Genomic DNA, 14,821 nt, shown 5'->3' on the forward strand with positions numbered 1-14,821 from the left:
AGCCTCAGGCCACCTCGCTCAGCGTCACCTTCGGCTTGAGCCCGAGCGCGACGCAGACGTCGCGCGTCAGCTCCGGCCGGTTCAGTGTGTAGAAATGCAGCTGCTCGCAACCCTCGCAGACCAGCGTGTCGGCGAGCTCCGCCGCCTGCGCCACGGCGAGCAGGTCCGCCCGGTCGTCGCGCACCGCCACGTCGAAGGCCGCGCGCAGGTCGTCGGGGATGAGCGCCCCGCAGGCATCGGCGAATTTCGAGGCCTTGGCCCAGTTCTCGACCGGCAGGATGCCGGGCACGATCGGCGCATCGATGCCGGCGGCCACGGCGCGGTCGCGAAAGCGCAGGAACGTCTCGGGGTCGAAGAAGAACTGCGTGATCGCCTCCTTCGCGCCGGCGTCGATCTTGCGCTTGAGCCAGGCGATGTCGGCATCCCCGTCCGCCGCCTCCGGGTGCTTGTCGGGATAGCAGCCCACGCGTAATGTGAACCCCTCCTCGGCCAGCGCGGCCACCAGCTCCACCGAGTTGGCGAATCCGTCGGGATGCGCCGTGAACCCGTCCGTGCCCCTGGGCGGGTCGCCGCGAAGCGCCACGATGTCCTCCACGCCCGCCTTGCGGAAGCCGCGCGCGACGTCCAGCGTCTCCTCCCGGCTGGCATCCACGCAGGTCAGATGTCCCGCCACGCGCAGATCGAAGGCCTGACCGATGGTCGCCACCGCCTCGCGCGTCAGCTCCCGCGTCGTCCCGCCGGCCCCGTAGGTGACCGAAACCCATTCGGGCGCCAGCGGTGCGAGCGTCTGCACGGTGTCCCACAGACGGAAGCTGCCCTGCAGCGATTTCGGCGGAAAGAACTCGAAGGAGACGGCGGGCATGGGCATGATATGGCATCCTCTGGCGTTGGAACGCTTGTGACACGACCCGGTTTCGTGAGACAGCCTCATAATGTTCAACACGGACATGAGCCGGGTATGCGATTGAACCTCGAATTCCGTCATCTCCGCACGATCCGCGCGATCCACGATTGCGGCGGGCTCGCCCGCGCGGCGGACCGGCTCCACATCACGCAATCCGCGCTGTCGCACCAGATCAAGAACCTCGAGGCGCAGATCGGGGTGGATCTCTTCGTGCGGCGGTCCAAGCCGATGACGCTTTCGGCGGCGGGCCAGCGGCTCCTGCGGCTGGCCGACCAGGTCCTGCCGCAGGTCGAGGCGGTGGAGCAGGACTTCGCCGGCATGGTGTCGGGGCGGACCGGACGCCTGCATATCGCCATCGAATGCCATGCCTGCTTCGAATGGCTGTTCCCCGTGCTCGAGCAGTTCCGCCGCGCCTGGCCCGAGGTCGACGTGGACATCCGCCCCGGCCTCCAGTTCCAGGCCCTGCCGGCCTTGCAAAAGGGGGAGGTGGATCTCGTCGTCTCGTCCGATCCCGAGAATCTGCCCGGCGTCGAGTTCGCGCCGCTCTTCGACTACGCGCCGGTCTTTCTCGCGGCCGCCGCGCATCCGCTCGCGCAGAAGCCCTTCGTCGAGGCCGCGGACTTCGCCGGCGAGACGCTGATCACTTACCCGGTGGAGCGTGGCCGCCTCGACGTATTCAGCCAGTTGCTGATCCCCGCGGGGATCGAGCCCGCCACCGTCCGGCAGGTGGAGCTGACGGCGGTGATCCTGCTCCTCGTGGCGTCGAACCGCGGCGTCGCCGTGCTGCCCGACTGGGTCGTGCGTGACGTGCGCTGGAACTCCGACTACGTGACGCGTCCGCTGACCGCCACCGGACTGACCCGGCGCCTCTACGCCGCCGTGCGCGGAGAGGATGCGACGAAGCCGTTCGTGGCGCATGTGCTGCGCCTGATGCGGACCGAGCCCCTGAAGCTGCAGCGCGAGGGCGACGCGGCGCGCCGCGCCGGCTGAACGCGCCGGGGGTGGTCCCTTCCGCCCGCCTCCGCTAAACGCACCGCCTGACGCCAAGCGGAGCGAGAGAATGCAGGGCAGCGCGAACCTCAACGTGATGATCAAGGCCGCCCGGAAGGCCGGACGCAGCCTCGTGAAGGATTTCGGCGAGGTCGAGAACCTGCAGGTCTCCGCCAAGGGCCCCGGCGACTTCGTCAGCCGCGCCGATCGCCGCGCCGAGGAGATCATCCGCGAGGATCTGACCGCCGCGCGTCCGAGCTACGGTTGGCTGGGCGAGGAATCCGAGCCGGTGGAGGGCAAGGACCCGACCCGCCGCTGGATCGTCGATCCGCTCGACGGGACAACGAACTTTCTGCACGGCATGCCGCACTGGGCCGTCTCCATCGCGCTCGAGCACAAGGGCGAGATCGTAATCGGCGTGATCTACGACCCGGTGAAGGACGAGCTTTTCTACGCCGAGAAGGGCAACGGCGCCTGGCTCGACAATCGCACACGGCTGCGCGTGTCGGGCCGGACCTCCATGATCGAGACGGTCTACGCGACCGGCCTGCCCTTCGCCGGCGGCAAGTACCTGCCCGCCGCGTTGCAGGATCTCGCCCGCCTCCTGCCCGCCTGCGCGGGCGTGCGCCGCTGGGGCGCGGCGTCGCTCGACCTGGCCTACGTCGCCGCGGGCCGCTACGACGGCTACTGGGAGCGCGGGCTGAAGCCCTGGGACATCGCCGCGGGCATCGTCATCGTGCGCGAGGCGGGCGGCTTCGTGGAGCCTCTGCGCAGCGGCCAGTCGATGCTCGAGGACGGGCAACTCGTCTGCGGGTCCGGCGCGATCTTCGACCGCTTCGCCGCGATCATTCGCGAGCGCGACTAGGCGCGTGCGGTTGTCAACGGATCGTCGCTGTGCAAGCGTTCCGCCGATTTCCCAGCCTGCGGACGACCGAAACCCCGTGACCCATCCGACCGACCTTTCCCGCAACGCGGGCCTGCCCTTCGACCCCGCATTGGTCGAGGCCGTGCGCGTGAACACCCCCGCCACGATCCGGCGTGCCGGCGGAATCGGCGCGCGGCGGTCGCTCAAGAAGGAGTGGCAGACAGCCTGGCTCGCCCGCGCGGTCTCGATGATCGACCTGACGACGCTGGCGGGCGACGACACGCCCGGGCGCGTGCGGCGGCTCTGCGCCAAGGCGTTGGCTCCGGTCCGCGGCGACATCCTCCAGTCGATCGGCCTGCCCGACCTGACCGTCGGCGCGGTCTGCGTCTATCACGAGATGGTGCCGGTCGCGGTCGAGGCCTTGCAGGGACGGCTGCCGGTCGCCGCCGTCTCCACCGGCTTTCCGGCGGGGCTGTCGCCCTTCGGCATCCGCCTGAAGGAGATCGAGGCGAGCGTCGCCGCCGGCGCGACGGAGATCGACATCGTCATCTCCCGCCGGCACGTGCTGAGCGGTGACTGGGCCGCCCTCTACGACGAGACGGCGCAAATGCGCGCGGCCTGCGGGCCGGCGCATATGAAGGCGATCCTTGCGACGGGGGAGCTCCAGACGCTTCGGAACGTCATGAAGGCGAGCTTCGTCACGATGATGGCGGGGGCCGACTTCATCAAGACGTCCACCGGCAAGGAGACCGTGAACGCTACCCTGCCCGTCTCCCTCACCATGATGCGGGCGATCCGGGCCTATGAGGGGATGTCGGGCCACAAGGTCGGCTACAAGCCCGCGGGCGGCGTGTCGAAGGCGAAGGACGCTGTGACCTATCTGTCGCTCCTGAAGGACGAGCTGGGGGACCGCTGGCTGCGCCCCGATCTGTTCCGCTTCGGCGCCTCCTCGCTTCTGGGCGATATCGAGCGGCAGCTGGAGCATGCGGTGACGGGGCGATATTCGGCGGCGTACCGGCATGCGGTGGGCTAGGAACAAGGGGGCGCCGCGCACGTTCGCGCCGCTCACCTCCCGCGTTCCCCGCAATATTTGGAAAGCAAAGACGATATGAGCGTGGCGGAGATTTTCGAAAGCATGGAATGGGGCCCCGCGCCCGAAAGCCGCGCCGAGGCCGATGCCTGGCTCGAGGCGCATGGCCGCAGGTTCGGACACTACATCGACGGGGCGCGCCGCGATCCGGGCGAGACCTTCGCGACGACGAACCCGGCCACGGGCGAGACGCTGGCGGAGGTGACGCAGGGGACGGAGGCCGACATCGCCGAGGCCGTCGCCGCCGCGCGCCGGGCCGGGCGGGGCTGGGCCGCGACGGCCGACCATGACCGGGCGCGCGTGCTCTACGCCATCGCGCGGGGGCTGCAAAAGCACACGCGGCTCCTCGCCGTGCTGGAAACGCTCGACACCGGCAAGCCGATCCGGGAGGCGCGCGACATCGACGTGGCGCTGGCCGCGCGGCATTTCTACCACCATGCGGGTCATGCCGAGCTGCGCGGCGAGACCCTGCCCGGGGCGGAACCCTGGGGCGTCTGCGGGCAGATCGTGCCGTGGAACTTCCCGCTGCTGATGCTGGCCTGGAAGGTCGCGCCAGCGCTCGCGATGGGCAACACGGTCGTCCTGAAGCCCGCCGAATGGACCCCGCTCACCGCGCTGGCCTTCGCGGATATCTGCGAGGGCGCGGGCGTCCCGCCGGGTGTCGTGAACGTCGTGACGGGAGATGGCGCGACCGGCGCGGCGCTGACCGCCGCCGAGATCGACAAGCTGGCCTTCACCGGCTCGACCGAGGTGGGGCGCATCCTGCGGCGGGAGACGGCCGGGCGCGGCATCGGGCTCACCCTCGAGCTCGGCGGCAAGTCGCCCTACGTCGTCTTCGAGGACGCCGATATCGACGGGGCGATCGAGGGACTGGTCGACGCGATCTGGTTCAACGGCGGGCAGGTCTGCTGCGCCGGCGCCCGCTTGCTGGTGCAGGAGGGAATCGCGGCCGATTTCACCGCGCGGCTGAAGGACCGCATGGCGCGCATCCGCGTGGGCGATCCGCTCGACAAGTCGGTGGACATGGGCGCGTTGGTCCATGCCGAGCACAAGGCGCGCATCGAGACGCTGCTCGCGCGGACGTCCGGCAGCGTGCATCGCGGGACGGCGCCCGAAGGCTGCTTCCTGCCGCCGACGCTCGTGACCGACCTGCACGGGGCCGATCCGCTCATGCAGGAGGAGGTGTTCGGCCCCGTCCTCGCGATGACGACCTTCCGCACGCCCGCCGAGGCGGTGCAACTCGCCAACGACACGGCCTACGGCCTTGCCGGCAGCGTCTGGTCGCAGGACATCGATGTTGCGCTCGACACCGCGCCGAAGGTCCGCGCGGGCGTGGTCTGGGTGAACGGCGCGAACATGCTCGACGCCGCCGCGCCCTTCGGCGGCATGAAGGAGAGCGGGTTCGGGCGCGAGGGCGGCATGGCGGGCCTGCAGGCCTATCTGCGTCCCGCCCGCGGCCCGCGGCTGGACCGTCCCGCGAGGTTCGAGGCCGCGGGCCAACCGGCGGATGCGGTGGACCGGACGTCGAAGATGTATGTCGGCGGCAAGCAGGCGCGACCCGATGGCGGCTATACCCGCCCTGTCGCCGGACCGAAGGGCATCGTGGGCGAGGTCGGCATCGCGAACCGCAAGGACCTGCGCAACGCCGTCGAGGCGGCGAACGCCGCGAAGGGCTGGAGCGGATCGCCCGGGCATCTGCGCGCGCAAATCCTTTACTACCTCGCCGAGAATCTCGCCGCGCGCGCGGCCGAGTTCGATGCCCGGCTCGCCGCGCAGACGGGGGGCGGACCGGAGGCGGAGGATGCGGTGCGGCACCTGTTCCGCTGGGCCGCCTGGGCGGACAAGCACGACGGCCGCACGGTCGGCACGCCGCTCGCGGGGCTGACGCTCGCGCTCAACCGGCCGATGGGGACGATCGTGGCCTTCGCGCCCGAGGAAGCCCCGCTCCTCGGCCTCGCGCAGATCGTCGGCGCGGCCTTGTCGGTGGGCAACCGTCTGGTACTGATCGCGCCGGAAACGGCGCCGTTGACGGCCACGGACCTTTATCAGGTACTCGACACGTCGGACGTGCCGGCGGGGGTGGTCAACATCCTGACCGGCGAGCATGCCGAACTTGCGGCGCAGGCGGCGGGGCACATGGACGTGGATGCGGTGTGGAGCTTCTCCTCCGCCGACATCTCCGCCAGCATCGAGCGGGAGGCGGCGGCCAACCTGAAGCGGACCTGGGTCAATCATGGCCACGGACGCGACTGGAACGCCGTTGATGCGCGGCCGTGGCTCGACCACGCGACCGAGGTGCAGACGATCTGGATTCCGTTCGGGACCTGAGCGCCGGACCTAGTTGAAGGTCCAGACCAGCACGGCAAGCAGCGTGATCGGGGCGACGTAGACGCCCAAGATCAGGCGGCGGATCAAACGCGGCTTGCGGTCGTCGAGCCCGTTTTTGACGTAGCGGTGCAGCGGCAGGGGCGGCCGGGTCCGCGCCCACTCCGCTTCCAGCCGGTCGCGCGCGCCGGCGCGGCACCAGAACCACAGGCAGACGGCGATCACCGTGAGGCCGACGACGATCATCAGCACAAGGCGCAGGAGCGCGATCATCGCGTTCCACCCCCGGCGCGTCTCACCAGACCGCCTTCGACCAGTTGCGCGGCAGGTTCGCGAGCGAGAGCACCATGACCGGTGCCCAGATCAGCGCCGAGCGCAGCGCGAGCGTCACGAAATGCCCCGGAGCCGCGTGCCAGACCGTCTCCACCGCCGCCCCGTAAAGCCAGACGAACGCCACCCCGGCGATCGCCGTCAGCACGAGGGCCGCGAGCGCGCCGTTCACCACGAGCCAGCCCGCCCCCTCGGGCAGGCAGCGGCCGATGAGCCACGGCACGAGCCATGCCACGGCGACGAGCGCGATCAGGGGGGCGATCAGGTCCAGCGCATGTCCTCCCGGAAACGATGCCCCGCACAGGATAGCTGCACGGGGCGGAAGGTCCATGCCGATGGGCGGAATGGCATGGCAGCCAACGGCGAAGCCCGCCATCATGGCGGCACGAGCAACGGACGAGGCACGGTGTGGACAAGCTGTTACAAGACATCGAAGCACGCCGCGACGATCTGGTCGCGCTGACGCAGGAGCTTATCCGCGTGCCGACGCTGAACCCGCCGGGGCGGCACTACCACGACATCTGCGCCCTCGTGGGCGAGCGGATGTCGCAACAGGGCTGGCAGGTGGAGATGGTCCGTGCGGCAGGCGCGCTCGGCGACAGCGACCGCTATCCACGCTGGAACGTCGTCTGCCGGCTGGAAGGTCGCGGCCCCGGCGAATGCGTCCACTTCAACAGCCACCACGACGTCGTCGCGGTGGGCGAGGGCTGGACCCGCGATCCGTTCGGGGGCGAGCTCGCGGACGGCCGCGTCTACGGGCGCGGGGCCTGCGACATGAAGGGCGGCCTCGCCACCAGCATCGTTGCCGCCGAGGCCTTCGCGGCCGCCCGCCCCGACTTCCGCGGCGCCATCGAGATCTCCGCCACCGCCGACGAGGAATCGGGCGGCTACGGCGGCGTCGCGTATCTGGCGGAGCACGGCTTCTTCGACCCCGCACGGGTGCAGCACGTCATCATCCCGGAGCCGCTCAACAAGGACCGCATCTGCCTCGGCCATCGCGGCGTGTGGTGGGCGGAGATCGAGACCAAGGGCCGCATCGCCCATGGCTCGATGCCGTTCCTCGGCGATTGCGCCGTCCGCCACATGGGGGCGGTCCTCGACGAGATGGAGGCGACGCTGTTCCCCCTTCTCGCCGGCAAGCGCACCGCGATGCCGGTCGTCCCCGAGGGGGCGAAGCAGTCCACGATCAACATCAACGCGATCCACGGCGGCGAGCCGGTGCAGGAGGCGGAGTATACCGGCCTGCCCTCCGCCTGTGTGCCCGACCGCTGCATCCTCACCATCGACCGGCGGTTCCTGATGGAGGAGGACATCGCCGAGGTGAAGGCGGAGGTGACGGCGATGATGGAACGCGTGCGCGAAAGCCGGCCGGGCTTCCGCTACGAGATTCGCGATCTGTTCGAGGTTCAGCCGACGATGACGCCCGAGGACGCCCCTGTCGTGCGGGTTGTGGGGGACGCGGTGCGGCAGGTACTGGGCAGCGCGGCGGAGTTCGTCGTCTCGCCGGGCACCTACGACCAGAAGCATATCGACCGGATCGGGCGGCTCCGGAACTGCATCGCCTACGGGCCGGGCATCCTCGACCTCGCGCACCAGCCGGACGAATGGATCGGCGTGGACGATATGATCGACAGCGGCCGCGTCATGGCGCTGGCGCTCGACGCGCTGCTCGACTGAGGAGGTGCAGAGGCGACTTGCCGCGCGAACGTCCGCGCGCCTAACGTGGCATCGACGGAACGAGAGGGATGCCCATGCTCACCAGACCCATCGCCACGCTGCTCCTCCTCGCGACGACGGCGACGTCCGCGCTGGCGCAGCAGACCGACATCTCCATCGGCATGGTGCTGGAGCCGCCGAACCTCGACCCGACCGGCGGCGCGGCGGCGGCCATCGACGAGGTGGTCTACGCCAACGTGTTCGAGGGGCTGACCCGGTTCGGGCGCGACGGCCAGATCGAGCCGCTGCTCGCGACGGGATGGGAGGTTTCCGAGGACGGGCTCACGTGGACCTTCGACCTCGTGGAAGGCGTGACCTTCCACGACGGCTCGGCGATGGATGCCGAGGATGTGGTCTTCACGCTGGACCGCGCCCGGGCGGCGGACTCGACCAACGCGCAGAAGGTGCTGTTCGAGGGGATCGAGAGCGTCGAGGCTTTGGATCCCGCGACGGTGCGGATCACGCTGGCGCAGCCCGACGGAAACCTGCCCTTCAACCTTGCCTGGGGCGACGCGGTGATCGTCGCGCCCGAAAGCGCCGAGGACAACGCCACGAACCCGATCGGAACCGGCCCGTTCCGGTTCGGGAACTGGGCGCAGGGCGACAGCGTGACGCTGGCGCGCTACGACGATTACTGGGGCGATCCGCCGGCGCTCGAGAACGCGACCTTTCGCTTCATCGCGGATCCGAACGCCGCCTTCGCCGCGATGATGGCGGGCGACATCGACGCCTTCCCGAACTTCCCCGCGCCCGAGACGCTGGCCAATTTCGAGGCCGATCCGCGCTTTTCCGTGATCGTCGGCTCGACCGAGGGGGAGACGATCCTCGCCATCAACAACCGCAACGTGCCCGATCCCCGCGTGCGCGAGGCCATCGCCCGCGCGATCGACCGGCAGGCGATCGTCGACGGCGCGATGTTCGGCTACGGCACGCCGATCGGCACGCATTTCGCGCCGCACCATCCCGACTACGTCGACCTGACCGAGATGTCGGCCTTCGATCCCGACCGCGCGCGCGCGCTGCTGTCCGAGGCCGGGGCCTCCGACCTTTCCCTGCGCCTCGCCCTGCCGCCGCCGTCCTACGCACGGCGTGGCGGCGAGATCGTGGCAAGCCAGTTTCGCGACGTGGGGATCGAGACGGAGGTGACGAATGTCGAATGGGCCCAATGGCTCGAGCAGGTGTTCAACGGCCACGATTTCGATCTCACCATCGTCAGCCATACCGAGCCGATGGACATCAACGTCTACGCCCGGCCGGACTACTATTTCGGCTACGACGATGCCGGCTTTCAGGACATGATGACCCGGCTGGAGGCGACGTCGATGCCCGCGGAGCGCAGCGAGATCCTGAGGGAGGCGCAGGAGAAGATCGCCGCGGATTACGTGAACGCCTACCTGTTCCAGCTCGCCAAGACCGGCGTGGCGGATGCCAGGATCGAGGGGCTGTGGGCGAACGCGCCGACGCAGGCGAACGACCTGACCGAGGTGCGGTGGACCGAGTGAGGCCCGGTCCTCGCCGCGCCCCCCGCGCGGCCTAGATGCGGAGCATGCGTCTCAAAGCCGTTCTCGTCCTCCTCGCCGCGCTGGCCTTCGCTGTCTCGCCGCTCCTCAATCCGGGCTTCGGAGGCTACGACCCGTCGCAGTTTCCGGCCATCACGTCGGACCCGCCGATCATCCCGGCGGGCTACGCCTTCTCGATATGGGGGGTGATCTATCTTTGGCTGGTCGCGATGGCGGGCTACGGGTTGTGGCGCCGGCCGGAGGATGCGGACTGGGACGCGACGCGATGGCCGCTGGTCGCGAGTCTCGGCATCGGGGCGGTCTGGCTTCCGGTCGCGATGATCTCGCCGCTCTGGGCGACGATCCTGATCTGGGCAATGCTGGGGACCGCGCTCGTCGCGCTTCTGCGGGCGCCATGGCGCGACCGGTGGCTGCTCGGTACGCCGGTCGGCCTTTACGCGGGCTGGCTCAGCGCGGCAGCCTGCGTGTCGCTCGGCGTCTTGCTCACGGGTTTCGCCGTGCCGCCCTTCGACGCGACGGGCTGGGCCATCGCGCTTCTCGGGCTTGCCCTCTGCATCGGCGTCGCGATCCTTCGGGCGCGGCCCTGGGCGACCTTCGGGGTGGCGATCGTCTGGGCGCTTCTTGCCGTGACAATGCGCAACGGGTTCGACCTCGTGGGGCTGTTCGCGATGGCGGCGGCGGTCGTGATCGCCGCCCTGACCGTCGTGCCGGGACGAAAGCGCCGCGTCTGAACCCGCACCGGAAGATGCGGTCGGCCGACCGGCGTGGGACGATCCGATCGACCTGTCGTCCGGCGGCACGCCAAGCAGCCTCCGACCCATTGGCGGAGGCTGCCGGCCTCTAACAAGGTTGCCGCATTCCTCAGATCGTTGCGTTGGTCCCGCCGCCGTCGAGCAGGATGTTCTGCCCCACGATGAAGCCCGCATGCTCCGAGCAGAGGAACGCGCAGGCAGCGCCGAACTCGGCGGGCGTGCCGTAGCGGCGGGCGGGGATCGTCGCCTCGCGCCGCGCGCGCGCCTCGTCGACGGAGATGTCCTGCTGCCGGCTCACCCCCGTGTCGAGACTGACCGCGCGGTCCGTCGCATGGATACCGGGCAGCAGGTTGTTGATCGTCACCCCCGAGGACGCGACCTGTCGCGACGTGCCCGCGACATAGCCCGTCAGTCCTGTCCGGGCCGCGTTGGAAAGCCCGAGCGCGGGAATCGGCGCCTTCACCGATTGCGAGGTGATGTTGACCACCCGGCCCCAGCCCCGTTCCATCATCGACGGCAGCAGCGCCGTCATCAGCGCGATCGGGGTCAGCATGTTGGCGTCGAGCGCGCGGATGAAGTCCTCGCGGCCCCAGTCCGACCAGACGCCCGGCGGCGGGCCGCCGGCATTGGTCACGAGGATGTCGGGCGATCCCGCGACCTCCAGCAGCGCCGCCCGGCCATCTTCGGTTGTCACGTCACCCGCGACCGTCTCGACCGCCACGCCGAACCGCTCACGCAGATCCGACGCCGCGGTCTCCAGCGCTTCGGCGCCGCGTGCATTCATCACAAGGTCGACCCCCGCTTCCGCCAGCGCCGTGGCGCAACCGAGGCCGAGCCCCTTCGACGAGGCGCAGACCAGCGCCCTCTTTCCCTTGATCCCGAGATCCATGTCGTTCCCCTTTTATTCGTTCCAGCGTTCGAGCGCGGCCTCGTCGGCGTCCCGCGCGGCAACCCAATCGGCGCCGTCGTCGGTCTCCTCCTTCTTCCAGAAGGGGGCGCGCGATTTCAGGTAATCCATCAGGAACGAAGCCGCCGCGAAGGCCGCCTCCCTGTGTCGCGAGGCGGTGGCGACCATCATGATGCGGTCGCCCGGCGCAAGGGAACCGTGGCGGTGGTAGATCATCGTGCCGGAGAGCGGCCAGCGGCGAGCGGCCTCCCCGGCGATCTCGGTCAGCGCCCGTTCGGTCATGCCCGGGTAATGCTCGATCACCATTCGCCGCAGGCCGCCGCCGCCGCGGACCCGTCCGGTGAAGGTGACGACCGCGCCGGTCTCCTCGCCCGCTTCCAGACGCGCCGCTTCCGCGCCGAGGTCGAAATCGGCCTCGCTCACGACGACGCGGATCGACGAGGATTCAGCCACCGGTCATCGGCGGAAAGAAGGCCACCTCACGCACACCGTCGAGCGGCGTCTCGACGGGCGCCAGCGCCTGATCCACGGCGCAGCGGATCGCGCCCATGTCGGAGAAGGCCAGATCGTAGCGCTCCTCCCGCGCGCGCAGCTCCGCGACGAGGTCGGCCACGGTGGCGGCCTCGGTCTCCACGACCTCCCGTCCCTGTCCGATCCGCTCGCGGAGCCACGCGAAGTAGAGAACCTGTACCTTCATGCCGTCTTGTCTCGCAGAAAGGGGAGCGCCTTGGCGAAGTAGTCCCAGCCCGTCAGCGCGGTCAGCGCCGCCGCCACCCAGAGCAGCAGGACGCCCGCATAGAATGTCACGTCCTGCATCCACAGCAGCAGGTTGAGGTTCAGCTCGTCCGGCAGCTCGCCCGACAGGATGGCGCCCAGCGTCCCCGGATCCATGCCGAAGATGCGTTCGGCGAAATGATGCTCGAAGATACCGGTGGAAAACAGGACGGCCAGCGAAACCATTTGCGCCGTCGTCTTCCACTTCGCGAGCGGCGTGACCTTCAGCAGCCCCGCCGTGTTCCCGAGAAACTCGCGCAGGCCGCTGACGAAGACTTCCCGGAACAGGATGATCGTCGCCGGCAGCAGGATCCACGGGTTCATGCCCGAGAAGCCGGTGATGACCAGAAGCGCGATCACCACCATCGCCTTGTCCGCGATCGGGTCGAGCATCGCGCCGAACTTGCTTTCCTGATCCCATTCGCGCGCGAGATATCCGTCGAACCAGTCCGTCACCGCCGCCGTCACGAACAGGACGAGCGCGAACCAGTCGGCCCAGGGACGCGCGAAGAACAGGAACATGACGGCCACGCCGGGGGCCGCGAAAAGCCGCAGCACGGTCAGGATATTCGGCACGGTCCAAGTCATTGCACCGCGTTCTAGCGCGGCTGCGCGGGGGCCGCTAGCCGCGTTCGTGGAAGTGATGGTGAATGGCCTCCGCCAGCGCGTCGGAGATACCGTCCACCGCCTTCAGATCGGCGAGCGCGGCGCGGGATACGGCCTTGGCCGAGCCGAAATGCGCGAGCAGCGCGCGCTTGCGGCCCGGACCCACGCCCGTCACCTCGTCGAGCGGATTGGCGGTGAACGCCTTGGCCCGCTTGGCGCGGTGCGTGCCGATGGCGAAGCGGTGCGCCTCGTCGCGCAGGCGCTGGACGAAATAAAGGACCGGGTCGTTCCGTTGCAGCGCGAAGGGCCGCCGTCCGGTGCGGTGGAACTCCTCCTTGCCCTGGTCGCGGTCGATGCCCTTGGCCACGCCCACCATCGGCACGTCCTCCACGCCGAGGTCGCGCATGATCTCGCGTACGGCGGAGACCTGCCCCGCCCCGCCGTCGATCAACAGGAGATCGGGCCACATCCCGCTCCGGCGCTCCGGGTCCTCCTTCAGGAGCCGTTTGAACCGGCGCGACAGCACTTCCTTCATCATCGCGAAGTCGTCGCCGGGGGTCAGCTCCGCATCCTTGATGTTGAACTTGCGGTACTGCGACTTCTCCAGCCCGTCCGGCCCGCTGACGATCATGGCGCCGACCGCGTAGGCGCCCTGGATGTGGCTGTTGTCGTAGACCTCGATCCGCCGGGGGGGCGCGGCGAGGTCGAAGGCGGCGGCCATGCCTTCGAGCAGGCGGGCCTGCGTCGCGCTTTCCGACATCTTCCGGCCGAGGCTTTCGCGCGCGTTGCGGATCGCGCCCTGCACCAGCTCGTGCTTCTCGCCCCGCTGCGGCACGAGGAGCTGCACCTTGCGACCGGCGCGATCCGACAGCGCCTCGGCCATCAGGTCCCCCTCCTCGATCCCGTCGGAGAGAAGGATGAGCCGCGGCGGCTCCTTGCCCTCGTAGAACTGGCCCAGGAAGGCGGCCACCACCTCCGACGGCGTGTTGTCCTCGGAGATGCGGGGGTAGAAGTCGCTGTTGCCCCAATTCTGGTTGGCGCGGATGAAGAAGACCTGGATGCAGGCCTGCCCGCCCTCCATGTGCAGGCCGATCACGTCGGCCTCCGGCACGCCCTGCGGATTGACGCCCTGCACCGACTGCACGTTGGTCAGCGCCTTGATCCGGTCGCGCAACGCGGCCGCGCGCTCGAACTCCATCTCGGCGGAGGCCGCGTTCATCTCGGCGGCGAGCTTTTCCTGGATCGAGGTCGTCTCGCCACGCAGGAACCGCTCCGCATCCCGGACGGAGGACGCGTAGTCGTCCGCGCCGATCAGGCCGACACAGGGCGCGCTGCAGCGCTTGATCTGGTAGTTCAGGCAGGGCCGCGTCCGTGTCTCGAAATCGCTGTCCGAGCAGTTCCGGAGCAGAAACACGCGCTGCAGCTGGTTGAGCACGCGGTTCACCGCGCCAGCGCTCGCGAAGGGGCCGAAGAACTGGCTTTCCTTCGTGCGCCGCCCGCGATGCTTGCGGATCATCGGAAATTCGTGCGCCGTCGTCACCTCGATATTGGGGAACGACTTGTCGTCGCGCAGCAGCACGTTGTAGCGCGGCTTGAGCTGCTTGATGAGGTTCTGCTCCAGCAGCAGCGCCTCGAGCTCGGTATTGGTGGTCAGCACCATCATCGACGCGGTTTCGGAGATCATGCGCCGGATACGCCCCGAATGGCCCTGCAGCCGCGCATAGTTCGCCACCCGGTTCTTCAGGTTCCGTGCCTTGCCGACATAAAGGATGCGGTTCTCCGCATCGAGCATCCGGTAGACGCCGGGCGACCCGTCGAGCGTCCGGAGGAAGCGCTTGATGACCTCGGGGCCCGTATCCTTGACCGTCTCGCTCATGCCGTCGTGATTCTCCGATTTCGCCCTGATGATTGCCCCGAAACGCAAGAGGCCGGGTTGTCCCAAGGGCCCCCTCTCCGCCTGTGGATAGATCTGGGAGCGATTTATATTGGGCCTTACATATCAGGGCCTTTGTCACACATGCTTTACAAACCGTTCATTTACA

The 14,821-nt window shown here is 69.1% G+C and carries 15 protein-coding genes; 7 read left to right on the plus strand and 8 right to left on the minus strand.

From position 1 onward, the window contains the following. Window positions 1-4: 4 nt before the first annotated feature. Window positions 5-868 (minus strand): methylenetetrahydrofolate reductase, encoded by an 864-nt coding sequence (locus tag Q1B08_RS02210; protein ID WP_299814032.1) that lies wholly within the window; start codon window positions 866-868, stop codon window positions 5-7. Between the two features lie 96 nt (window positions 869-964). On the opposite strand from Q1B08_RS02210, the gene Q1B08_RS02215 reads away from it, so the two are divergent. The 4 genes from Q1B08_RS02215 to Q1B08_RS02230 all read left to right on the plus strand — a co-directional run bounded on the left by Q1B08_RS02215 (window position 965) and on the right by Q1B08_RS02230 (window position 6,177). Then, entirely contained in the window at window positions 965-1,894 is a 930-nt protein-coding gene (locus Q1B08_RS02215; RefSeq protein ID WP_299814888.1) for a LysR family transcriptional regulator, read from the plus strand. 70 nt (window positions 1,895-1,964) lie between these two features. After that, entirely contained in the window at window positions 1,965-2,759 is a 795-nt protein-coding gene (locus Q1B08_RS02220) for an inositol monophosphatase family protein (RefSeq protein ID WP_299814035.1), read from the plus strand. 76 nt (window positions 2,760-2,835) lie between these two features. Continuing rightward, the gene (deoC, locus tag Q1B08_RS02225; RefSeq protein WP_299814038.1) at window positions 2,836-3,792 is read left to right on the plus strand and encodes a deoxyribose-phosphate aldolase; all 957 of its coding nucleotides are present in this window, start codon (window positions 2,836-2,838) and stop codon (window positions 3,790-3,792) included. A gap of 75 nt (window positions 3,793-3,867) precedes the next feature. Then, on the plus strand, window positions 3,868-6,177 hold the full coding sequence (locus Q1B08_RS02230) for an aldehyde dehydrogenase family protein (RefSeq protein ID WP_299814041.1): 2,310 nt from the start codon (window positions 3,868-3,870) through the stop codon (window positions 6,175-6,177). Window positions 6,178-6,186: 9 nt separating this feature from the next. On the opposite strand, the gene Q1B08_RS02235 is transcribed toward Q1B08_RS02230, so the two are convergent. Both Q1B08_RS02235 and Q1B08_RS02240 read right to left on the minus strand, forming a co-directional pair. Beyond that, complete coding sequence (locus Q1B08_RS02235; RefSeq protein ID WP_299814044.1) at window positions 6,187-6,447, minus strand: hypothetical protein; 261 nt, start codon at window positions 6,445-6,447, stop codon at window positions 6,187-6,189. A gap of 22 nt (window positions 6,448-6,469) precedes the next feature. Continuing rightward, complete coding sequence (locus tag Q1B08_RS02240) at window positions 6,470-6,880, minus strand: hypothetical protein (RefSeq protein ID WP_299814047.1); 411 nt, start codon at window positions 6,878-6,880, stop codon at window positions 6,470-6,472. Window positions 6,881-6,912: 32 nt separating this feature from the next. On the opposite strand from Q1B08_RS02240, the gene Q1B08_RS02245 reads away from it, so the two are divergent. From Q1B08_RS02245 to Q1B08_RS02255, 3 genes are all read left to right on the plus strand, one after another. Further along, the gene (locus Q1B08_RS02245) at window positions 6,913-8,181 is read left to right on the plus strand and encodes an acetylornithine deacetylase/succinyl-diaminopimelate desuccinylase family protein (RefSeq protein ID WP_299814050.1); all 1,269 of its coding nucleotides are present in this window, start codon (window positions 6,913-6,915) and stop codon (window positions 8,179-8,181) included. A gap of 74 nt (window positions 8,182-8,255) precedes the next feature. After that, window positions 8,256-9,722: an ABC transporter substrate-binding protein gene (locus tag Q1B08_RS02250; protein ID WP_299814053.1), complete on the plus strand. Its 1,467-nt coding sequence runs from the start codon at window positions 8,256-8,258 to the stop codon at window positions 9,720-9,722. A 44-nt stretch (window positions 9,723-9,766) separates the two neighbouring features. Continuing rightward, window positions 9,767-10,471 carry a TspO/MBR family protein gene (locus Q1B08_RS02255; RefSeq protein ID WP_299814056.1) on the plus strand — a complete coding sequence of 235 codons (705 nt, stop codon included), beginning with the start codon at window positions 9,767-9,769 and terminating at the stop codon, window positions 10,469-10,471. 130 nt (window positions 10,472-10,601) lie between these two features. On the opposite strand, the gene Q1B08_RS02260 is transcribed toward Q1B08_RS02255, so the two are convergent. The 5 genes from Q1B08_RS02260 to uvrC are packed head-to-tail and all read right to left on the minus strand — an operon-like array spanning window position 10,602 to window position 14,655. After that, entirely contained in the window at window positions 10,602-11,381 is a 780-nt protein-coding gene (locus Q1B08_RS02260; protein WP_299814059.1) for an SDR family oxidoreductase, read from the minus strand. Between the two features lie 12 nt (window positions 11,382-11,393). Then, complete coding sequence (locus tag Q1B08_RS02265) at window positions 11,394-11,834, minus strand: molybdenum cofactor biosynthesis protein MoaE (RefSeq protein WP_299814891.1); 441 nt, start codon at window positions 11,832-11,834, stop codon at window positions 11,394-11,396. A gap of 10 nt (window positions 11,835-11,844) precedes the next feature. Next, window positions 11,845-12,096 carry a molybdopterin converting factor subunit 1 gene (moaD, locus tag Q1B08_RS02270; RefSeq protein WP_299814062.1) on the minus strand — a complete coding sequence of 84 codons (252 nt, stop codon included), beginning with the start codon at window positions 12,094-12,096 and terminating at the stop codon, window positions 11,845-11,847. Further along, on the minus strand, window positions 12,093-12,761 hold the full coding sequence (pgsA, locus tag Q1B08_RS02275) for a CDP-diacylglycerol--glycerol-3-phosphate 3-phosphatidyltransferase (RefSeq protein WP_299814064.1): 669 nt from the start codon (window positions 12,759-12,761) through the stop codon (window positions 12,093-12,095). The genes moaD and pgsA overlap by 4 nt, the downstream gene beginning before the upstream one ends. Before the next feature lie 34 nt (window positions 12,762-12,795). Beyond that, entirely contained in the window at window positions 12,796-14,655 is a 1,860-nt protein-coding gene (uvrC, locus tag Q1B08_RS02280; protein ID WP_299814067.1) for an excinuclease ABC subunit UvrC, read from the minus strand. Window positions 14,656-14,821 lie beyond the last annotated feature (166 nt).

Source organism: uncultured Jannaschia sp., from assembly GCF_947494025.1.
Lineage (GTDB): Bacteria > Pseudomonadota > Alphaproteobacteria > Rhodobacterales > Rhodobacteraceae > Jannaschia.

Bases quoted from the DNA above. Each gene is read 5' to 3' on its own strand.
- Q1B08_RS02210 (WP_299814032.1), bottom strand. From the start codon at position 868: ATGCCCATGCCCGCCGTCTCCTTCGAGTTCTTTCCGCCGAAATCGCTG.
- Q1B08_RS02220 (WP_299814035.1), top strand. From the start codon at position 1,965: ATGCAGGGCAGCGCGAACCTCAACGTGATGATCAAGGCCGCCCGGAAG.
- Q1B08_RS02230 (WP_299814041.1), top strand. From the start codon at position 3,868: ATGAGCGTGGCGGAGATTTTCGAAAGCATGGAATGGGGCCCCGCGCCC.
- Q1B08_RS02235 (WP_299814044.1), bottom strand. From the start codon at position 6,447: ATGATCGCGCTCCTGCGCCTTGTGCTGATGATCGTCGTCGGCCTCACG.
- Q1B08_RS02240 (WP_299814047.1), bottom strand. From the start codon at position 6,880: ATGGCGGGCTTCGCCGTTGGCTGCCATGCCATTCCGCCCATCGGCATG.
- Q1B08_RS02250 (WP_299814053.1), top strand. From the start codon at position 8,256: ATGCTCACCAGACCCATCGCCACGCTGCTCCTCCTCGCGACGACGGCG.
- Q1B08_RS02255 (WP_299814056.1), top strand. From the start codon at position 9,767: ATGCGTCTCAAAGCCGTTCTCGTCCTCCTCGCCGCGCTGGCCTTCGCT.
- Q1B08_RS02260 (WP_299814059.1), bottom strand. From the start codon at position 11,381: ATGGATCTCGGGATCAAGGGAAAGAGGGCGCTGGTCTGCGCCTCGTCG.
- moaD (WP_299814062.1), bottom strand. From the start codon at position 12,096: ATGAAGGTACAGGTTCTCTACTTCGCGTGGCTCCGCGAGCGGATCGGA.
- pgsA (WP_299814064.1), bottom strand. From the start codon at position 12,761: ATGACTTGGACCGTGCCGAATATCCTGACCGTGCTGCGGCTTTTCGCG.
- uvrC (WP_299814067.1), bottom strand. From the start codon at position 14,655: ATGAGCGAGACGGTCAAGGATACGGGCCCCGAGGTCATCAAGCGCTTC.